Source organism: Luteibacter yeojuensis (genome assembly GCF_011742875.1).
In the GTDB taxonomy this organism is placed as follows: domain Bacteria; phylum Pseudomonadota; class Gammaproteobacteria; order Xanthomonadales; family Rhodanobacteraceae; genus Luteibacter; species Luteibacter yeojuensis.
The window spans coordinates 1,341,431-1,357,893 of the sequence record NZ_JAAQTL010000001.1 but is presented as its reverse complement, the minus strand read 5'-3'; the positions used below and the strand labels follow the sequence as shown (position 1 = coordinate 1,357,893).

Below are 16,463 nucleotides of genomic sequence, written 5' to 3'. Positions count from 1 at the left end.
CAAAGCCTTTTCCTGCCGTCTCCTATCTGCGATAACCCTGAGGGATGACCGAACGCATTGCCTTGCTCGAGGACGACATCGAGCTTCGTGACCAGATCCTTTTGCCCGGACTGGCCGATTTCGGGTTCGACGTGCAGGGGTTCGGCCGGGCCGCTGAACTCTATGCGGCCATGCTCGGCGGTTCGTTCGATATCGTGGTGCTCGATGTGGGGTTGCCCGACGAGGACGGTTTCTCGGTCACTCGCCGTCTTCGTGCCTTGTCGCCGATAGGCATCGTCATGCTCACGGGCCGCGACGGTGTGCCGGATCGCGTGAGGGGACTGAGCGAGGGGGCCGACGCCTACCTCTCGAAGCCGGTGCAGACCGAGTTGCTGGCGGCCACGCTGCGCAGCCTGCAGCGGCGTCTGCGCATGCAGGCAGGCGGAGGCAGCCCGTCGTCATCCGCCGGGCAGTGGTCCCTGGACGCCGGCGGCTGGTGTCTCCTCGCCCCTGCCGGCGCGATCGTGCCGTTGACCCAGGCGGAGCGACGTGTCGTCGGCCTGTTGCTGGAAAAACCCGCCGAGCCCGTCTCGCGCGAGGCCATCATCGCGGCGCTCACCGCCAACGTGCATGACTTCGACCCGCACCGGCTCGAAACCATCGTCCACCGGCTCCGCAAGAAGGTGGCCGACGGCACCGGCGAAGCGCTGCCGTTGCGCGCGGTGCATGGGGTCGGCTACGTCATGATTCCCTGAGCGCAGGCGGCCTCGAATCCTGGATCGGGGCAGGCTGTGTATCCATTCGAGGCCACGGGCAGACGCAGGACGAAGCGGCTGCCCGCGCCGCGTTCGCTCTCTGCCCGGATGCTGCCGCCGGCGGCGGTGACGACGTCGTGCGCCATCGACAACCCGAGACCCGTGCCTTCGTCGTTCGGCTTTGTCGTGAAGAACGGCTCGAAGATGCGGCGTCGCGTCGCGGCGTCCATGCCGTGGCCGTTATCGGCGACATCGATCTCGACGTGCGCGGCCTCGCGATGGACACCGATGCGAAGCACGCCGTCGGCGTCCATCGCATCCCGCGCATTGGCGGCGATATTGAGCAATGCCAGTTCCAGTTGCGCGCGGTCGATATGAAGCGGGGTAGGCGCCTTGTCCGTGTCGACTTCGAGCCGGACCGACGATCCGAGGAGCTGGCCGAGCATCGGTACGAGGTCGCGTACGGCCTGGGTTGCTTCGAAGGTTTCCGGATGCGGCACCTCCCGCCGGCTGAAGCCCAGCAGCTTGCGGCAGATGACCGCGCCGCGGCTGGCCGCCGATTCGACGCCTTCCAACGCGCGGTGGAGCAGGTCCGCGTTCGCGTCCGAGCGGTGCCGCTGGCCCGCATAACCCACGATGACGTTGAGCACATGGTTGAAGTCGTGCGATATGCCACCTGCAAGGCGGCCGACGGCCTCCATCTTCTGCGCATGCACCAGATGTTCCTGCGCACGTTCGCGCTCGCCCATCTCGAAGCGCAGGCGCGCATTGGAGATCGCCAGTTCGGCGCTGCGTCGCACGGAATCGTCGAGACTTTCGCGCAGGGCCGCGATGCAACGATCCAGGACGACGATGATGATGAGATAGCGTATCGCGAGCGACGGCGTGTAGCTGACCGCGGACAACCACGGCTTGCCGGCGTCGATCGCACGGAGCACGTCGGTCACCGCGCCGATCGCGAACATGCCGAGCAGCACCGCGAAAAGCACCCATAACGTACGACGGCCGAGCAGCAGTCCGCCCAGCACGACCAGGAGCATCGGCACGCTCGGATCGCTCATCTGCAAGCGCAAACCCGTCGCCGCATAGGCCACCGCCTGCGTGGCGACCTGCGCCACGATGAATCCGACGACCGCCGCGCGGAAATGACCGCGCCGGATCGCCCAGACGCACGCCCACGCGACCGGCACGATGGCCAGTCCCATCCAGCGATCGACATCCAGTCCATGGGCGTCGGAAAAACCGACGGTCAGGCGCAGGTAAAGCCAGTTGAGCGGAAGGAACACGCCCATCCAGGCAAGGACGAATTGAAGGAAAACCGCGTTGCGCCTGTCGACAGGATCGCGAACAGGAACGCGACCCAGCCACGCGCGTATGTGCCTCCACATGGTTACCACCACCCCGATGTCGTGGCCGCCCCCTACGGCACACGTGTTGGCCCGTCCACGAACACTAAGCCCGATTCGCCCGTGTGAGCAAGTGTGAGAAGTCGGGAGCAAGTGAGCGTGACTCGCTTCGCGCCTGTTCCTACGTTGTGCACCTCATCGGGCAATGCGGTCCAACTTGGGGAAACAACGATGAACATGTCTCACGGTAAGGTGCTGCGCGGCACGCTGCTCGCAGCGGCGATCGGCATGGCGTTCCATGGCACCGCGGCCGCCGCCGCCTCGTGTCCCTGGGGCATTCTCGATCCGGTGGCGACCCGGTCGGGGCAGGCCCTGGCTTGCCAGCGTCCGATCGTGGAGCGACTGCTCGCGGCCGCCGATTACTTCACCGCGAACGGCGCCGGCGACGGCAGCGATATCGCCCAGGCGTCCGGCACGAACGCGATGGCCGCAGGCGCGAATGCGTCCTCGGACGGGGTGAACGCGACCGCCATCGGCACCGGCGCCCGGGCCGGCGCCGACTATGCCTCCGCCTTCGGTGGCAATGCGCGGGCCATGGGGTACGGGGCGTTGGCCGGCGGCAAGGACAGCCGGGCCGTCGCCGAATGGGCGGTGGCGCAGGGCATGGAAAGCCGGGCGACGGAGCGTGGCGCCACCGCCGTGGGCGGACGCGCGAACGCCGCCGGCGAAGCGAGCACCGCCGTGGGCGGTTCGTTCGATTCCTTCCTCGGTTTCGTGCGCACCGAGGCACTTGGTGCGCACGCCACCGCCATCGGCGCGGGTGCGCGTGGCGAAGCCGACTTCAGCACGGCGGTGGGCGAGCGCTCTGTCGCCTCCGGCGTTGGCAGTTCCGCGCTCGGCGGGACGGCCTGGTCGAGAGGGGACTACAGCCTTGCGATGGGACCCTTGTCGCAATCCGTCGGCATGGAGAGCGTGGCCATGGGCATGGATTCCCTGGCGGGAGGACCGGGCAGCCTGGCCATGGGGGCCCGATCCACCGCCGCGGGCGAACTGAGCACGGCCGCAGGTTACGCCAGCCACGCGGGAGCCCTGTGGAGCACCGCCTATGGTGTCGGCAGCCAGGCCAACGGCCAGAGTTCCACCGCCATCGGCGGCGCGATGACCGTCATCGACGGCAGCACCTGGGAAGAGCAGACCTGGGTCACCGAAGCCAACGGGCAGGAAAGCACGGCGCTCGGTGTTGCCGCGCACGCCAACAATTACGGTAGCGTGGCCGTCGGCGCGGTCTCGGAATCGTCGGGCGATTCGGCCATCGCGATCGGTTCGGCGAGCACGGCGCGCGGGCATAAGGCCGTGGCCATCGGCAACGAGTCGCGTGCTTACGACGACCTCGGCATCGCCTTGGGCGCCGGCGCGGTCAGCCATGCTCCGCGTGCGGTCGCCCTCGGCGAGACCTCGAGCGCCTACGGCGACAGCTCCCTCGCCGTCGGCGCGGTGTCCAATGCGCTTGGTGACCAGAGCGCGAGCATCGGCTGGTGGTCGACGGCCTTCGGCGCACGCAGCGTGGCGCTGGGCGCGTTCTCGACGACGACGGCCGACGACGTGATCTCGGTGGGACATGCCATCGGGGATCCGGACATGTTCGGTAATCCCTACGAGGATTCGCTGACGCGACGCATCGCAAACGTGAGCGAGGGCGTGGAAGATACGGACGCGGCGACGGTGGGACAGTTGAAGGACAGCGATGCCGGGCGTTATTTCGCCGCGACGGGCACGGGCGACGACAACGCCCTGGCGACGGGTGCGTATGCGCTGGCCGCAGGCTCCGGTGCCTTCGCGATGGGCGACGAATCGACCGCCCTGGGTGCCGGTGCGAACGCGCTGGGCGAACTCTCGACAGCCGCCGGTTACGGCAGCCTCGCCCAGGCGAAATGGAGCAGCGCCTACGGGGTGGGCAGCCAGGCGACGGGGCAGAGCGCGACGGCCGTCGGCGGGCAGATGATCGTCATCAACGGCGATACCTGGGAACACGAAACCTGGTCCACCGAGGCGAGCGGCAAGGAGAGCACGGCACTCGGCGTGGCGGCGCATGCATCCGCCTATGCGACGGTCGCCGTCGGCGCGGTGTCCGAAGCTTCGGGCGACAGCGCGGTGGCCGTCGGCGGCGCGAGCACGGCGCGGGGCAGCCGCTCGGTGGCGATCGGCAACCAGGCGCGGGCATACAACACGCTGGGTGTTGCGATCGGTGCCGGCGCGTCGAGCAGCGGCGAGCGGGCCATGGCGCTTGGCGAAAAGGCCTTCGCCTCGGGCGAGAACGCCACCGCGGTCGGTGCTCTGTCGAATGCCGTCGGCAAGGAAAGCGCGAGCGTCGGCTGGTCGACGACGGCGCTCGGCAAGGGCAGCGTGTCGTTGGGTTCGTACTCCGCGGCCGGCCAGGACAACGTCGTCTCCGTCGGACACATGGCAACCGACCTCAACTCGGGCGGCCAGCCTTACGGCAACGTCCTTACGCGCCGTATCGTCAACGTGGCGGCGGGTAGCGCGGAGACCGACGCGGTGAACATGGCCCAGCTGAAGGCGAGCGCGCAGATGGCCAGCGGCCAGCTCGGCGCCTTCGGCGAAGACGTGGCCCGAGCCTTCGGGGGCGGCGCGAGCTTCGGCATCGCGGGATTCGCGGCACCGATGTACACGATCCGGGGCGCGAGCTTCAATAACGTCGGCGACGCATTCGGCGCCGTCGACGGCGCGCTGTCGAACCTGGACAACCGCGTCGGTGCCCTCGAGGAGGCCGCCACGACGGATGCCGGCGATGGGACGGTCAGTGCCGCCTCCACCGCCAGGGGCGCGAGGAGCGCCCAGACGTTCGCGGCGAAGCAGACCGCGGCCAGCGCACCGGTGCCGGCCGCGGTATCGACGCGCGCCGCCGGCGCACCGGTGGCGCCCACCGCGACGACCGATCCGGCGACCGTCGGACAGGTCGACGAAGCGCTGGTCAATGCGAAGTCGTATGCGGACACAGGCGATAAGCGCACCTTGAACGATGCCAAGGCGTACGCAGACAGCAAGCTTGCGAACATGGTCGGCAGCGGCGAGTTCAATTCCTTCCGCAACCAGGTCGACGACCGCTTCCATCGGGTGGACGAACGCATGGACCGCATCGGCGCCATCGGCGCGGCCAGCACGCAAATGGCGATCAACGCGGCAGGGACGACGTCGCCGCGTGGCCGCGTTGCCGTCGGCGCAGGCGTGTCGGGAGGGCAGTCGGCCTTGTCGGTGGGCTATGCGGCGCCGATCGGCGAACGCATGCGGGTGAGTATCGGTGGCGCCTTCAGCGGTTCCGAGAACTCCGCAGGCGTGGGTTTCGGCGTGGATTTGTAAGATCGGGAACCGTGACATAAGGCGCTGGATTCCTCCTTCGGAGGGACCCAGCGCCTTGCGCTTGGCATGCGGGGAAGCGTTACCCGCGCCATACCATCAGGCAGCAAATCCACCATCGATCATGAGGCTCGCGCCGGTGATGTTCGCCGCCTCAGGGCCTGCCAGGTAAGCAACGAAACTGGCGACCTCTTCGGGCCGGCCGTAGCGGCCGACCGCAAGCATCGGGACGAGGTTGGCGGCCATCGGGCCGTTCGCCGGGTTCATGTCGGTATCCACGGGGCCGGGCTGCACGACATTGACCGTGATGCCTTTCGGACCGAGGTCGCGGGCCAGCCCCTGGGTAAGGCCTTGCAGCGCCGACTTGCTCATCGCATACACCGCGCCCCCGGCAAACGGCATGCGGTCCGCATTGGTGCTGCCGATGTGGATGATGCGGCCACCCTGGCCCATGACGCGGGCGGCGGCCCGGCTGGCGATCACGGCGGCGCGGACATTCACCGCTAGCGTGCGGTCGAGGTCTTCCGTGGAGAAGTCCTCGATCGGCGCGATGGCGAGCACGCCGGCATTGTTGACGAGGATGTCGAAGCCGCCGAAGGCTTCCCGGGTCTTGGCCACGGCGCTTTCGATGGCGGCATCGCTCGCACTGTCCGCCTGGACGGCGATCGCGCGCCCACCCGCCTTGACGATGTCGTCGACGACGGCGTCGGCGGCCGCGGCACCCTGCACGTAAGTGATGGCGACCGAGGCGCCACCGGCGGCCAGCCGACGGGCCACCGCCGCACCGATGCCGCGCGAGCCGCCGAGGACGAGTGCGCTCTTGCCCTGGATGGAATTGAGGTTGTTCATGACGGGATCTCCGATAGCGATGAATTTGGAAAGCCCGCTCAATCTAGGCTTCCGCCCCATCAACCGGTAGAGCCTGAGTGGTATTTTCATTCGATCCCAAAGGTTTAGAATCGCGCCATGGACACCCTCAACGGCATCGCGTGCTTCATCCGCAGCGCGGAGTCCGGCAGCTTTGCCGCGGCCGCACGTGTCCTGGGGCTCACCCCCGCCGCGGTCGGCAAGAACGTGGCCCGCCTCGAAGCCGAACTCGGCGTTCGCCTTTTTCAGCGGACCACGCGGCGGCTCTCGCTCACCGAGGCCGGCGAAGCGTTCCGGCAGGAAGTGCAGGGCAGCCTGGACCAGCTCAACGGGGCGATGAGCAACGCACGGGCACGCACGACGGGTCCGGCGGGAGAACTGCGCGTCGCGCTTCCCAATGCGTTCGGCCGGGAATACATCGTCCCGATGCTCGACACGTTCCTGCAGGCGTATCCCACCATCCGCCCGGACTGGCGCTTCGACAATCGACCGGTGGACCTCATCGCGGACGGCTTCGATGTCGCCATCGGCGGTGGCTTCGACCTTCGGCCCGGTGTCGTCGCACGCGTGCTGGCACCGGCCCATCGCATTCTCGTCGCTGCGCCGGATGCCATGGAAGGCGGCCCGCGGATCGCGAAACCCGGCGACCTGAAGGGCAGGGAAGGCATCCTCATTCGTTCGCCGCAGACAGGGCGCGTGAGGGACTGGGTGCTTTCGAACCGGTATGGCGCGGAAGCCGCGGTCGAGCTGGACCGGCGAATCGTGTTCGACGATCCCGACGCGGCGTGCCACGCGGCCGCCCTCGGCATGGGTATCGCGCTGGTCGCCGTGCAGTCGGCCTTGCCATGGATCGAGCGTGGACGGCTGCGGCGCGTGTTACCGGACTGGTGGGTGGAGGGCGGCAACCTGTCGCTGTACTACGCGGCGCAGGCCCTGCTGCCGCAGAAGATCCGTGTCTTCATCGACCACATCGTGGAAAGCTTCCGACAGCAGGACCTGTCGGAACGGTTCAACGCCCTGCATCCAACCGTGCTTTAGCGCCGCGTCGAACCTCATCGATTGCACTCGGAATCTTCACGGCGGCCCGCCGAAGGTAGCGCTCCCAGCCACCTGCCAGGAACCCGTCGATGGATGCCATCAAATTGCTCAAGACCGACCACAAGCTCGTCAAGGAACTGCTCACGCAGTTGGAAGAGACGAGCGAGCGTGCCACCAAGAAGCGGGCTTCGCTGCTCCGTGAAATCCAGATCAACCTCAAGGCGCACACGACCATCGAGGAGGAGATCTTCTACCCGGCGTTCAAGAAGGCAGGGCGGAAGGCGGAAGCGAAAATGTACTTCGAAGCGCTCGAGGAACACCGTGCCGCCGAGGACCTCGTGCTCCCCGACCTCCTTGCCACCGACCCGGCAAGCGTCGAGTTCTCCGGGAGGGCGAAGGTGCTCAAGGAACTCATCGAGCACCACGCGGACGAGGAAGAGAAGGAGATGTTCAAGGACGCCAGGGAACTCCTTTCCAGGGAGGAATTGGCCGAACTTGGCAGCCTGATGGAGGCGCGCAAGGAGGAGGTCATCGCGTCGTTCGGCTGACCCAAGGGTGCCGCCGGATCCACGGGATTCTCTGCGAGTTCTTCTTATTGACGCCTCTCGGGTGGACGCCGCAGAGTCCGGCGGTCGGTTTATCCGTCAAGGAGAGTCGTCTGATGAAGCGAGTCACGGGTATCGGAGGGATCTTTTTCCAGGCGAAGGATCCCGTCGGATTGCGCCATTGGTACAGGGACCATCTGGGCATCGACGTACTGGAGTGGGGCGGTGCCGTCTTCCCATGGTCGGACGATGCCGGGCACCCGAGCAAAGGCATGACGATCTGGTCGATCGGTGAAGCAGGCGGCGAGCAATTCCCGAAGGGCGCATCGCCGTTCATGATCAACTATCGCGTGGACAACCTGGACGCACTGCTCGCGGCGTTGCGCGAAGAAGGCTGCAACGTGCTCGAAAAGGCCCCCGACTCGGAGTACGGGCAGTTCGGGTGGGTCATCGATCCCGAAGGGAACAAGATCGAACTCTGGCAGCCACCTGACGGGGGGTGACCGCGGCCGAAGCACGGGAGGTCAATCCATGGCGAAGCTCGTTTTCGCACTGAACCAGTCCTTGGACGGTTACGTCGAGCATGAGGAACTCGGGCCTCCCGATCCGGTGCTCTTCCGGCACTTCATCGAAGACGTCCGCGGCCTGACGGGCATGATCTACGGTCGCCGGATGTACGAGGTGATGCGGTATTGGGACGACGATCTTCCGGAATGGGGTGCGCCCGAACGCGAGTACGCGGTGGTATGGCGGAGCAGGCCGAAGTGGGTTGTGTCGCGATCGCTGAAATCGGTTGGCCCGAACGCTACCCTCGTCGCCGGGGACGTCGCGGCGGCGATACGTCAGTTGAGGGCGACGCTCGGTGGAGTGATCGAGGTCGCCGGATCGGAACTGGCAGGCAGCTTGGCCGGCTTTGATCTGATCGACGAGTATCGCCTCTACATCCACCCCGTGGTCCTTGGACACGGTAAGCCTTTCTTCGCCGGCCCTCGGTCACGGCTTCGCCTTGTGGCAAACGAGATCGTCGCGCCTGATGTGATCAGGCTGACTTACGTTCCAGCTTGATCTCGCTTTGTAGCCCCCTGGTAGCCATGCGAGATTCGGCTCGACTCGCAGGACGACCTGAGGTCGGCACGAGCCCAGGGGGGATACAACATGACGAAAGCGATTTTTGCTGTCGCGCTGGCCATCGGATCCGCATATGCGTGGACCACGGCCGGTGCAGGCACCACTCGGGCGACCCATTGCTCCATCTGGGCCAGATGAACGTGAATGTGACGGTCGACGAAGCACCATCCGTGGGGCGATAGCGTCGGGTCATGAAATTCGACGATAGATTGAAGGGTTTTTCTGCCGCCTAAAAAAGCAAAATGGGCCAATGCGTCGGCATTGACCCATTTGCTCGATTGACGGCGCCTTGCTTAGGACACGTGTACACGAGGTTTGCGCCCCCGCACCGCCCGTTCGACTCGCGCTTTAGCTTGCGAAAGCTCGCGAGAACTGAGCAATCGGTCGCCTGGCACCAAGAACCAACCCAGCACGCAGTCAGGATCGCGCAACGCCAATTGAACGTGCGTCTGGGCGTGAAAGCCCGAATTAGGGGCAAGCTCTTCGCCTTGTCGGAATGCGCCACGGACAGCTTGATAGTCCGGAGCCCCGTGATCAAGACGCACGTCGTGAATGAACTTGAACACCGCGTTGTCGAGTTGACGCAGCAAGACATCGGTATCGTCGGGGCTTGTAGGCTGATTCTCGGGTAATTCAACGTGACCCGCTGTCATTGATCGGATCATAAGCGGGTAGGCTTCGCTGAATTCCAACAGCCCTTCTTGCGTCGTCATGTCGAGCCAGCGATGCACGCTCAATACTGCGCCGACCACAGCAGCTTGAACAATGGGCCGGGCGGTGTACATTTTTTCCGGATTGTCGCGAGACGCCTCAGCGAAGCGCATTGCCCGGTGCATGTCACCTTCGAAGAAGTAGACGCCAGGGCCGAGCCAATCGTAGCGATTCTGGCTGAAATCAAGATGAGGCAGCTCGCCTGTGACCAAGGCGTCGCGGACAGAGATATCGCATCCGTGATAGGCAACCAGCAGGTGGCCGTTGTTCACCGGTAGAGGCGGGCCAGTTTGTGCTTCGGCGTGACGATGCCACCTTCTTTCAGAAGCCGCAGGCCTTTCCGCGAAGACATGGTGTACATCGCCTTGATCGCGTCCGCACTGGATTCGCTTGCTGCGGCACTCTTCAGCTTTTTCTGCTTAAGAGTCCTTCGAACAAGGTTCCGGGCACTGGGCGGAGTCGCTTTCTTGGTCATGAGCACACCTTTCCATGAAAAGGCAGAGGCGTCAATGATATATCCCTGACACCCACTTACAGAAAGGCCCTCTAAGCAATCATACTTAGAGGGCCAAATTGGTGGAGGTGGCGGGAGTCGAACCCGCGCGCCTCATCGATATATCAACCACTTGCCGCCTGATCCGTCCCATTTCCGGCCCAAAGCGCCGCGACCTTCTGGCCGGCGTCGGGCGCCACCGACGGTATCCAGCGGCCGTACACCTTCACGATCATCGTCCAGTCCTTGTGACCCATCATGTTCGCCACCCACACCGGGTTCTCGCCCGCGCTGAGCAGCGTCGACGCGAACGTGTGGCGGGTCTGGTAGGGGTAGCGGTAGCGGATGCCTGCGCGCTTCAGCGTGGGTGTCCAGGCGGTCTTGCGGATGGGGCCGTCATGCTCCCAAGGCTCGTTCGTGCGGGGGTTGTGGAAGACCTCCTCGCCGGCGAGTTGGGTGTGAGCGCGTTGGGCTACCAGCGCCTCGTACGCCGGCTGCAGCAGGGTGAGGGTTCGGCGGCCCGCGCGAGTCTTCGGACTCTTCACCTTGCGCCGGACCTTCGCGCGGCGAACGGTGATCGTCCGTCCCACGAGGTCGACATCGTCCCACAGTAGGGCGATTAGTTCGCTGGTTCGAAGGCCGGTCCAGAACGCGAACTGGAAGAAGTTGCGCGCCTGGCCATCGCATGAGGCGAGGATGGCCTTCACCTCGTCCGGAGAGAACGGATCGATGTCATCGTCCTCCTTCGGCGGCTCGACCTTGCGCGGCGTCCAGTCGGTGAAGGGGTTCCGCTCGATCAACTCGTCCTCCATCGCCGCGGCATACATGCCGCGCATCGGGAGCAGGAGGTTGCGGATCCGCTTCAGCCCGCAGGTCTGCTCGGCGACCCATTCCTTCAGCATGGCTCGCGACAGTTCGGTAAGGCGCAGCGCGCCGAACTTCGGCACCCAGACGTTCTCGATCGCGAGGCCATAATCGCGGACGGTGGTGTGCTCGAGTTGGCTCTTCATGCCCGCATGCCATTGGCGTAACGCCGAGGCGATATCGGTGGCCGCACCTGGTGACTTGGCCAGGGTGGCGGCGCGCGGGCTGTCCGGAAAGTACCTGGCGTATTCGAACGTGCCGCGGCCGATCTCGGTCAGGATCTCGGCGCGCAGGTGCTCGGCAAGCTTCAGGTTCGCCTTGGTCGGGGGTAGCTTCAGCCGCTCCTTGCAACGGACCCCGCGATAAGTGAAATCGACGAGGATGCTGCTCTCGCTCTCTTTCCTGACACCGCCCGGCTTGCTGCCGCCAGTGTTTGACCCTCGACCCATTTCCCATAGCCCTCCGGCGATATCAGCACGCGGCCATCCGGTGCCTTGCACCAGACTAGGCCTTGTAGCCACACGCCTTTCTTGATCTTCGCGCGCACGGCCTCCGGTGAGTACCCGGAATCAGCCGAGAATTTCTCTATCGTGACGTAAGGAAGCACTGTTCTTAACCCTCAACAACCCTCGAACATCAGCCCTCCGTGCGCCGTGTGACCGGCACGTCGATATCCATGGGGTCCGGCTCGGGTTCCGGCTCTGGCAGGTGGGCCATCGCCGCCTCGACGTCGCTGGCGGCGAGGTGAAGCCTGTAGTGAGCGAGCACGGTCTTCTTCCAACCACGGCCGTACTTGTCGTCCGCCGCATGCTTCCGGTTCACGTGCACGCCCTGCGTGTGCGCACTGGGCTTCGTGTCGGGGTATCTCTTTTCCCAGTACCGCAGGCCGTAATAGGAGCGGCAGGGCTCGCCGACGACAGCGCCGCATAGCGGGCAGGGGACCGCGATGACGCACAGATCCGTGAGCATGTAACGGCCGCGCTCGCTGGGCACCTTCACGAATACGAGGTTGCCCACGGCGTGGTAGGCGGTCAGGCCGATGTTTATCGTGCCAGTCACGATGGGAATCCGTCGTGATGCAGGCCATCGAGCATTCGGCCGGCCTTCCTTTTGCCGACCGGTGCCATTTCGGTTTCGCCATCGTTCGCAGGGTCGGGCACGCGGAAGTCGGGTATGTCGGACATGCCGCTGCGGTAGACGAACATCCTTTCGCTATGGCGACCGTCGTCCGGCGCCCAGGCACCCCACTGCTTGAATAGGAAGGGCACGCTAGCGGCGGCGCATTGGTCGCGCAGCGATCGCACCCAGTCCGGATGCATGGGCCTGGCGCCGGGGCCGCTCTCACCGCCGACGATCACCCAATCCAGGCGCGACGTGTCGCCATAGCGTAACGCCATGGCGTCCGCAGCCACATCGGCGCTGTCGTCCCACGAAGGGATGCCACGTCCGAGACCGCATGCATGCTCAAGGTCGACGTGACCGAGAAGCGGTTCCATCGAGACGAAGTGGACGCGTGCGGGCAGGGCAAGCAGCTTCGGGATGTCTCTGTCAGCCTCTTCCTGGTTGCAGACGGTCGCGCCCAGCCAAACGTTTGCCGGCGGCTCGCCCTTCAACCATCCCTCCGAGAATGCCCACTCGTCGAAGTAGCGGGCGTGCCGGAGCCGCTGCTCTTCGATCAGCCTGCCGGCATTCCCGATCCGTTTCGTCAGCAGCAACCAGTCGAGGTTCGGGGTCTTGAGGATCAGCTCGAACAGGTCACGCCGCCATAGGGGATCGACCTCGTTGTCGAACACGTCGGCGAGGCTGGCGCAGAAAACACGGCGACGGGTGTCGTCCACGTCCATGGAGCCGCAGCGGCCGCACCCAATCAGCTCGGCGTCGCATTCGCCACGCCAGCCGCACGCACCGCACGCCATGAAGCGCTTCGCGTTCCAGCGCAGAGGTAGCTTCCAGTTGGCGGCCGACGTCCGCCGACGAGCTTGGCCAGCGCCCCAGCTGACGCCCAGCGTGCGCGCCGGCGTGCTGACCGCGGCGTAGCAGTGATCGCAGGCAGGCGATACCTTGGTGCAGCCGATCCACGGGTTGAACGTGGCATCGGCCCACTCGATAGCGGTCTGGTCACCCATTCGATTCGTCCTGCGGAACCTCCTGCAGACCGCGGAACGGCCCGGCCAGCAGCAGGGAGTCCTTGAACCGCTCCGGGTCCAGTTCGTTATCCACGGTCATGCCGTAAACCTTGCCGTTGATGACGACGAGCGGCACCTCAAAATCTGGGTGTTCCGTATCCGTGCCGATATAGAACCCGTCGGTCGCCAGCATGGTGCGAACTTGCGGCTGCACCAGGTCGATCACTTCGGCCTGACCAATCAAGATCGGGTTGCGTTTATCCATGGGATGTCTCCTGCGTGGCAACTAGCCGAGTGTTCGGGTCGCCTTCGAAAATGGGTAGCACGGGAACGTTGGTAGACCAATTCTTCGCTTGGTCTGGGTCGCTGGTTTCGGCCGTGTAATCAGCCGTTCGCCATCCGATCAGCCGACGGTCATCGCCGCCGGCCCGTTGCGCGGCTTCGATTCGCGATGCATGCTCATCGAGAGCACGCGTCAGCCTATCGACGGACTCAGAGATCGAATAAGCGGCGTTCCGCATGTCGTCGGCAGCCCGCGCCATGTGGTGTCCAGCGGCCTGCACCTGTTCTGCGCCGAGCAGTGTCACGTAGTCAGCCATGGGGCACCTCCGGCGCTGGCCTGCGTTTGCCCTTCACCGCGCGCTTGGCCTCTTCGATCACGTTCTCGTAGGCCATCTCGATTGCTTCCTCTCCGGAGAGGCCATACTGCTTGATCGCATTCCGGCGAAGTTTCTCCGGCGACTGGTAGCTGGCGATGCGCTTGAGCGCGTCGAAGTAGAAAGCTTCGTTGCTCACGACTTCACCTCCGGCGCGGCGGCGAGCAGCGCCTCACCCTTCGCCGTAAGCACGAAGTGCGTCCCCTCGATCAGGTTCGCAGACAGCAGCGCTGCCGTTGCTTCGCTGGTGAGATCGAACTCGTCGCATGCCTCGGTTTCCTCGTGGAACTTACGAAGATCGGCAAGCAGGGCCTCCGGCACCACCGCCCCGGAGCTGGGTGAGGCGAGGGCGGCAAGACGAAGCCCGTGCGTGGAAATCGCCTTGATGAACGAGCTACACGCGTCTTCCGAGTCGAAGCCAACCGTCACGTATGCTTGGTTCGGGTGGCGACGATCAATTGAGGTCGGCGTTGGGACGTCCGTCACCTCGGCAGGCGTGGCGTCTGCCGGGTGCGGGGTGGTGTAGACGGGTAGTGTGTGACTTTCATTCGGGGCGCTCGCAATGTACGACCATCGCCAGCCATTGCGGTTTCCGCCTTTCAGGTGCGCAACATCCTGTTCGCGGATGTATCCGACCACCACCCCATCGTCCACCGCCTGCTCGGGCTTCGGCTGGGCAGCAGGCAAAGCTTGCGTAATGTAGTCGGCCATATCGTCATAATTCACCGGGCTATCGGGCCAATATCGTTCCAAGTAGCCGCCCAGTGCTTTGAGGATGTAATTACGCAAGCCCCTCGGCTGCTCGGCAGGCTGGGAGGCGGGAACGGTCTTCGATATCCACAGGCGGTCGCCGACGGCGTAGCTGATGTCCGCGGCAACCTCAAGGATGAAACCGGCGAAGCTGTTGGCTCGGCCGCTGACAATGGTTCCCTGGACTGCTCGGTACTTGCTGGATTCGTCGTTCATCAGCCCATGCTCCCCGCAAGCCAGCCAGGTTCCTCGCCATGCTCGGCGAGGAAACGGCGGACGCTGGTCATCTCGCCGGTGGGATTCTCGTCCTCGTCGAAGTCGGGAATCGGCTCGTCCAACTGAACATCGGTAAGTTCGGCCGGATACGGCGCCTCGGGTGCCTCGCCAGTCCATTCCTCGTACAATTCGGCGGCCTGCTCGGCGCTGACCGCTGCGAAAAGCTCGGTTTCGTCGCACTGGAAAGCTTTCAGTTCGTTGCTCATGCCTTCGGTTCCTCGGCTACAGGTAAGGCGTAGAAATTCAACGTGCCTCCGTCGTCCGTGACGACGACGGCATGACCGAGAAGGCGGGCGGTGTGGATGCGAGCGGCCGTGACGTCGAGCACGTTGGTTCGAGCGATGTGTGTACCTCCGGGATAGTTCTGCACCCAAGCTTCCAGGCGTTCGCTCTCGCGTGCTTCGAGAACCAGCACTCGATGGCGCAATGCCCGTGCCTCGCGCTGGCTGATGAGCTTCCGCTTCATGGCGTGGCCTCATCGGTGAGGGTGAGGCGGTCGATTTCGGCGGCGATCAGCGCCCCCGCCTTTTCGAGGTTGCGAACCGGCGTGCCGGGCTTCCACCAGGTGCGGGCCCACGGCCAAAGGTTCATGACCGCTATCGGCGGGACGCCCGTCTCCAGCGTGGCCATGGCGTAGACGCAGGCGGCGCTGACCAGTTCGCCGGCGCCGTGCTGCCGGTCGTGCGCGGTCGACCATCCCTCGGCGAGGATCTGCCGGGTCCGCTCGGCGGCGATGCGGGCGACGCCGCTGGTCGGCTTCGAGGCGGCTTTGCCGTGATGGGCCGCGACCTCGGCCTCCAACAGCTGCACATGCGCGCGGAGTACGCGCAAGGCCTGGCCGCCGAGGGACGGCAGCGGACAGGCCTGGTCCGCCAACGCGAGCGCCTGCTGTACCGTCATGTGCTCGGCGTTCACGCGGCCGCCCTCGTCAGCGCCTGGATGGCGAAGTACACGCGTGCGCAGGCGTGGGCGTCTTCCAGCGCGCTATGGGCACCCTCGAACGTCTGGCCGAGGAAGTGCTGGTGCGCCTCCTGCAGGTTGGGGGGCTTGAACCAGTGGCCCTTGCCGTTGCGGCGCATGGCCTCGGTGGCCGGCAGCTTCATGATCGGCTTCGCCGAATTGCAGGTGCAGTACGCCGGCGCGGCCTTGAAGGCATCGGCGATCAGGTCGCGGGCTTCCTGCGTATCACCCGCGGCGAACCGTTTGATGCAGATCCGCATGAGCCGGGCATCGAAACTCTCGTTGTGCGCCACGCGCAGATCGGTCATGGCGTGCAGGTCGAGGAACCCGGCCAGGGCTTCGGCTTCCGGGATCCCTTCAGTGGCCGCGCGTTCCGTCGTGATGCCATGGATCGCGGCAACGTCGTCGGGAATGATCCAGCCGTCCGGTTTAATGAGCGTGTGCTGCTTGGCGATCAACTCCCGCGTGTTGGTGTCGAACAGGAGGGCTGCCAGTTCCACGATGTGGGGCTGGTGCTCCGATTCGCTCGGCTGCTTCCAGTCGGGCAGGCCGGTGGTCTCGGTATCGTAGACGAGGACGCGCATGGGGATTCCT

21 protein-coding genes are annotated in these 16,463 nt (G+C 65.2%); 6 read left to right on the top strand and 15 right to left on the bottom strand.

Annotated features, from left to right (window positions below; translation table 11 throughout):
• Positions 1-44 precede the first annotated feature (44 nt).
• Positions 45-734, top strand: coding sequence for a response regulator transcription factor (locus HBF32_RS06065; protein WP_166698810.1), 690 nt, complete (start codon positions 45-47; stop codon positions 732-734).
• Here HBF32_RS06065 and HBF32_RS19620 read toward each other — a convergent pair.
• Positions 716-2,020, bottom strand: coding sequence for an ATP-binding protein (locus HBF32_RS19620; RefSeq protein ID WP_166698809.1), 1,305 nt, complete (start codon positions 2,018-2,020; stop codon positions 716-718). The genes HBF32_RS06065 and HBF32_RS19620 overlap by 19 nt on opposite strands.
• Positions 2,021-2,311: 291 nt before the next feature.
• Between HBF32_RS19620 and HBF32_RS06055 the strand changes: the two genes are divergently transcribed.
• Positions 2,312-5,458 (top strand): YadA-like family protein, encoded by a 3,147-nt coding sequence (locus tag HBF32_RS06055; RefSeq protein ID WP_166698808.1) that lies wholly within the window; start codon positions 2,312-2,314, stop codon positions 5,456-5,458.
• 96 nt (positions 5,459-5,554) lie between these two features.
• Here HBF32_RS06055 and HBF32_RS06050 read toward each other — a convergent pair whose 3' ends face one another.
• Positions 5,555-6,304 (bottom strand): SDR family oxidoreductase, encoded by a 750-nt coding sequence (locus HBF32_RS06050; RefSeq protein WP_166698807.1) that lies wholly within the window; start codon positions 6,302-6,304, stop codon positions 5,555-5,557.
• Between the two features lie 117 nt (positions 6,305-6,421).
• Between HBF32_RS06050 and HBF32_RS06045 the strand changes: the two genes are divergently transcribed.
• The 4 genes from HBF32_RS06045 (at position 6,422) to HBF32_RS06030 (ending at position 8,970) form a co-directional block, all read left to right on the top strand.
• Positions 6,422-7,360, top strand: coding sequence for a LysR family transcriptional regulator (locus HBF32_RS06045; RefSeq protein ID WP_166698806.1), 939 nt, complete (start codon positions 6,422-6,424; stop codon positions 7,358-7,360).
• An 89-nt stretch (positions 7,361-7,449) separates the two neighbouring features.
• Entirely contained in the window at positions 7,450-7,908 is a 459-nt protein-coding gene (locus HBF32_RS06040) for a PA2171 family ribosome-binding persister protein (protein ID WP_166698805.1), read from the top strand.
• A gap of 113 nt (positions 7,909-8,021) precedes the next feature.
• A complete protein-coding gene (locus HBF32_RS06035) occupies positions 8,022-8,408 on the top strand; it encodes a VOC family protein (RefSeq protein WP_166698804.1) in 387 nt (128 codons plus the stop codon).
• Between the two features lie 28 nt (positions 8,409-8,436).
• The gene (locus HBF32_RS06030) at positions 8,437-8,970 is read left to right on the top strand and encodes a dihydrofolate reductase family protein (RefSeq protein ID WP_166698803.1); all 534 of its coding nucleotides are present in this window, start codon (positions 8,437-8,439) and stop codon (positions 8,968-8,970) included.
• A 356-nt stretch (positions 8,971-9,326) separates the two neighbouring features.
• Here HBF32_RS06030 and HBF32_RS06025 read toward each other — a convergent pair whose 3' ends face one another.
• From HBF32_RS06025 to HBF32_RS05965, 13 genes are all read right to left on the bottom strand, one after another.
• Complete coding sequence (locus HBF32_RS06025; protein ID WP_166698802.1) at positions 9,327-10,016, bottom strand: hypothetical protein; 690 nt, start codon at positions 10,014-10,016, stop codon at positions 9,327-9,329.
• Entirely contained in the window at positions 10,013-10,219 is a 207-nt protein-coding gene (locus tag HBF32_RS06020) for a hypothetical protein (protein ID WP_166698801.1), read from the bottom strand. Before HBF32_RS06020 ends, HBF32_RS06025 begins: the two co-directional genes overlap by 4 nt.
• Before the next feature lie 143 nt (positions 10,220-10,362).
• Positions 10,363-11,550, bottom strand: coding sequence for a tyrosine-type recombinase/integrase (locus tag HBF32_RS06015; protein WP_166698800.1), 1,188 nt, complete (start codon positions 11,548-11,550; stop codon positions 10,363-10,365).
• A gap of 187 nt (positions 11,551-11,737) precedes the next feature.
• Complete coding sequence (locus tag HBF32_RS06010; RefSeq protein ID WP_166698799.1) at positions 11,738-12,160, bottom strand: zinc finger domain-containing protein; 423 nt, start codon at positions 12,158-12,160, stop codon at positions 11,738-11,740.
• Positions 12,157-13,227 carry a phage Gp37/Gp68 family protein gene (locus HBF32_RS06005; RefSeq protein WP_166698798.1) on the bottom strand — a complete coding sequence of 357 codons (1,071 nt, stop codon included), beginning with the start codon at positions 13,225-13,227 and terminating at the stop codon, positions 12,157-12,159. The genes HBF32_RS06010 and HBF32_RS06005 overlap by 4 nt, the downstream gene beginning before the upstream one ends.
• Complete coding sequence (locus HBF32_RS06000) at positions 13,220-13,492, bottom strand: hypothetical protein (protein WP_166698797.1); 273 nt, start codon at positions 13,490-13,492, stop codon at positions 13,220-13,222. Before HBF32_RS06000 ends, HBF32_RS06005 begins: the two co-directional genes overlap by 8 nt.
• Complete coding sequence (locus HBF32_RS05995) at positions 13,485-13,826, bottom strand: hypothetical protein (RefSeq protein WP_166698796.1); 342 nt, start codon at positions 13,824-13,826, stop codon at positions 13,485-13,487. Before HBF32_RS05995 ends, HBF32_RS06000 begins: the two co-directional genes overlap by 8 nt.
• On the bottom strand, positions 13,819-14,022 hold the full coding sequence (locus HBF32_RS05990; protein ID WP_166698795.1) for a hypothetical protein: 204 nt from the start codon (positions 14,020-14,022) through the stop codon (positions 13,819-13,821). Before HBF32_RS05990 ends, HBF32_RS05995 begins: the two co-directional genes overlap by 8 nt.
• A complete protein-coding gene (locus HBF32_RS05985; RefSeq protein ID WP_166698794.1) occupies positions 14,019-14,849 on the bottom strand; it encodes a hypothetical protein in 831 nt (276 codons plus the stop codon). The genes HBF32_RS05990 and HBF32_RS05985 overlap by 4 nt, the downstream gene beginning before the upstream one ends.
• On the bottom strand, positions 14,849-15,115 hold the full coding sequence (locus HBF32_RS05980) for a hypothetical protein (protein ID WP_166698793.1): 267 nt from the start codon (positions 15,113-15,115) through the stop codon (positions 14,849-14,851). Before HBF32_RS05980 ends, HBF32_RS05985 begins: the two co-directional genes overlap by 1 nt.
• Positions 15,112-15,375: a hypothetical protein gene (locus tag HBF32_RS05975; RefSeq protein WP_166698792.1), complete on the bottom strand. Its 264-nt coding sequence runs from the start codon at positions 15,373-15,375 to the stop codon at positions 15,112-15,114. The genes HBF32_RS05980 and HBF32_RS05975 overlap by 4 nt, the downstream gene beginning before the upstream one ends.
• Positions 15,372-15,824, bottom strand: a complete 453-nt coding sequence (locus HBF32_RS05970) for a hypothetical protein (RefSeq protein ID WP_205287714.1) — start codon at positions 15,822-15,824, stop codon at positions 15,372-15,374. Before HBF32_RS05970 ends, HBF32_RS05975 begins: the two co-directional genes overlap by 4 nt.
• Positions 15,821-16,453, bottom strand: coding sequence for a 3'-5' exonuclease (locus HBF32_RS05965; RefSeq protein WP_166698791.1), 633 nt, complete (start codon positions 16,451-16,453; stop codon positions 15,821-15,823). The genes HBF32_RS05970 and HBF32_RS05965 overlap by 4 nt, the downstream gene beginning before the upstream one ends.
• Positions 16,454-16,463: the final 10 nt, after the last annotated feature.

Coding starts and splice junctions, on each gene's coding strand:
- HBF32_RS05980 (WP_166698793.1), bottom strand. CDS start 15,115: ATGAGCAACGAACTGAAAGCTTTCCAGTGCGACGAAACCGAGCTTTTC.
- HBF32_RS05975 (WP_166698792.1), bottom strand. CDS start 15,375: ATGAAGCGGAAGCTCATCAGCCAGCGCGAGGCACGGGCATTGCGCCAT.
- HBF32_RS06005 (WP_166698798.1), bottom strand. CDS start 13,227: ATGGGTGACCAGACCGCTATCGAGTGGGCCGATGCCACGTTCAACCCG.
- HBF32_RS06045 (WP_166698806.1), top strand. CDS start 6,422: ATGGACACCCTCAACGGCATCGCGTGCTTCATCCGCAGCGCGGAGTCC.
- HBF32_RS06035 (WP_166698804.1), top strand. CDS start 8,022: ATGAAGCGAGTCACGGGTATCGGAGGGATCTTTTTCCAGGCGAAGGAT.
- HBF32_RS06015 (WP_166698800.1), bottom strand. CDS start 11,550: ATGGGTCGAGGGTCAAACACTGGCGGCAGCAAGCCGGGCGGTGTCAGG.
- HBF32_RS05985 (WP_166698794.1), bottom strand. CDS start 14,849: ATGAACGACGAATCCAGCAAGTACCGAGCAGTCCAGGGAACCATTGTC.
- HBF32_RS05995 (WP_166698796.1), bottom strand. CDS start 13,826: ATGGCTGACTACGTGACACTGCTCGGCGCAGAACAGGTGCAGGCCGCT.
- HBF32_RS06055 (WP_166698808.1), top strand. CDS start 2,312: ATGAACATGTCTCACGGTAAGGTGCTGCGCGGCACGCTGCTCGCAGCG.
- HBF32_RS06030 (WP_166698803.1), top strand. CDS start 8,437: ATGGCGAAGCTCGTTTTCGCACTGAACCAGTCCTTGGACGGTTACGTC.
- HBF32_RS06000 (WP_166698797.1), bottom strand. CDS start 13,492: ATGGATAAACGCAACCCGATCTTGATTGGTCAGGCCGAAGTGATCGAC.
- HBF32_RS05965 (WP_166698791.1), bottom strand. CDS start 16,453: ATGCGCGTCCTCGTCTACGATACCGAGACCACCGGCCTGCCCGACTGG.
- HBF32_RS06040 (WP_166698805.1), top strand. CDS start 7,450: ATGGATGCCATCAAATTGCTCAAGACCGACCACAAGCTCGTCAAGGAA.
- HBF32_RS06050 (WP_166698807.1), bottom strand. CDS start 6,304: ATGAACAACCTCAATTCCATCCAGGGCAAGAGCGCACTCGTCCTCGGC.
- HBF32_RS06020 (WP_166698801.1), bottom strand. CDS start 10,219: ATGACCAAGAAAGCGACTCCGCCCAGTGCCCGGAACCTTGTTCGAAGG.
- HBF32_RS06065 (WP_166698810.1), top strand. CDS start 45: ATGACCGAACGCATTGCCTTGCTCGAGGACGACATCGAGCTTCGTGAC.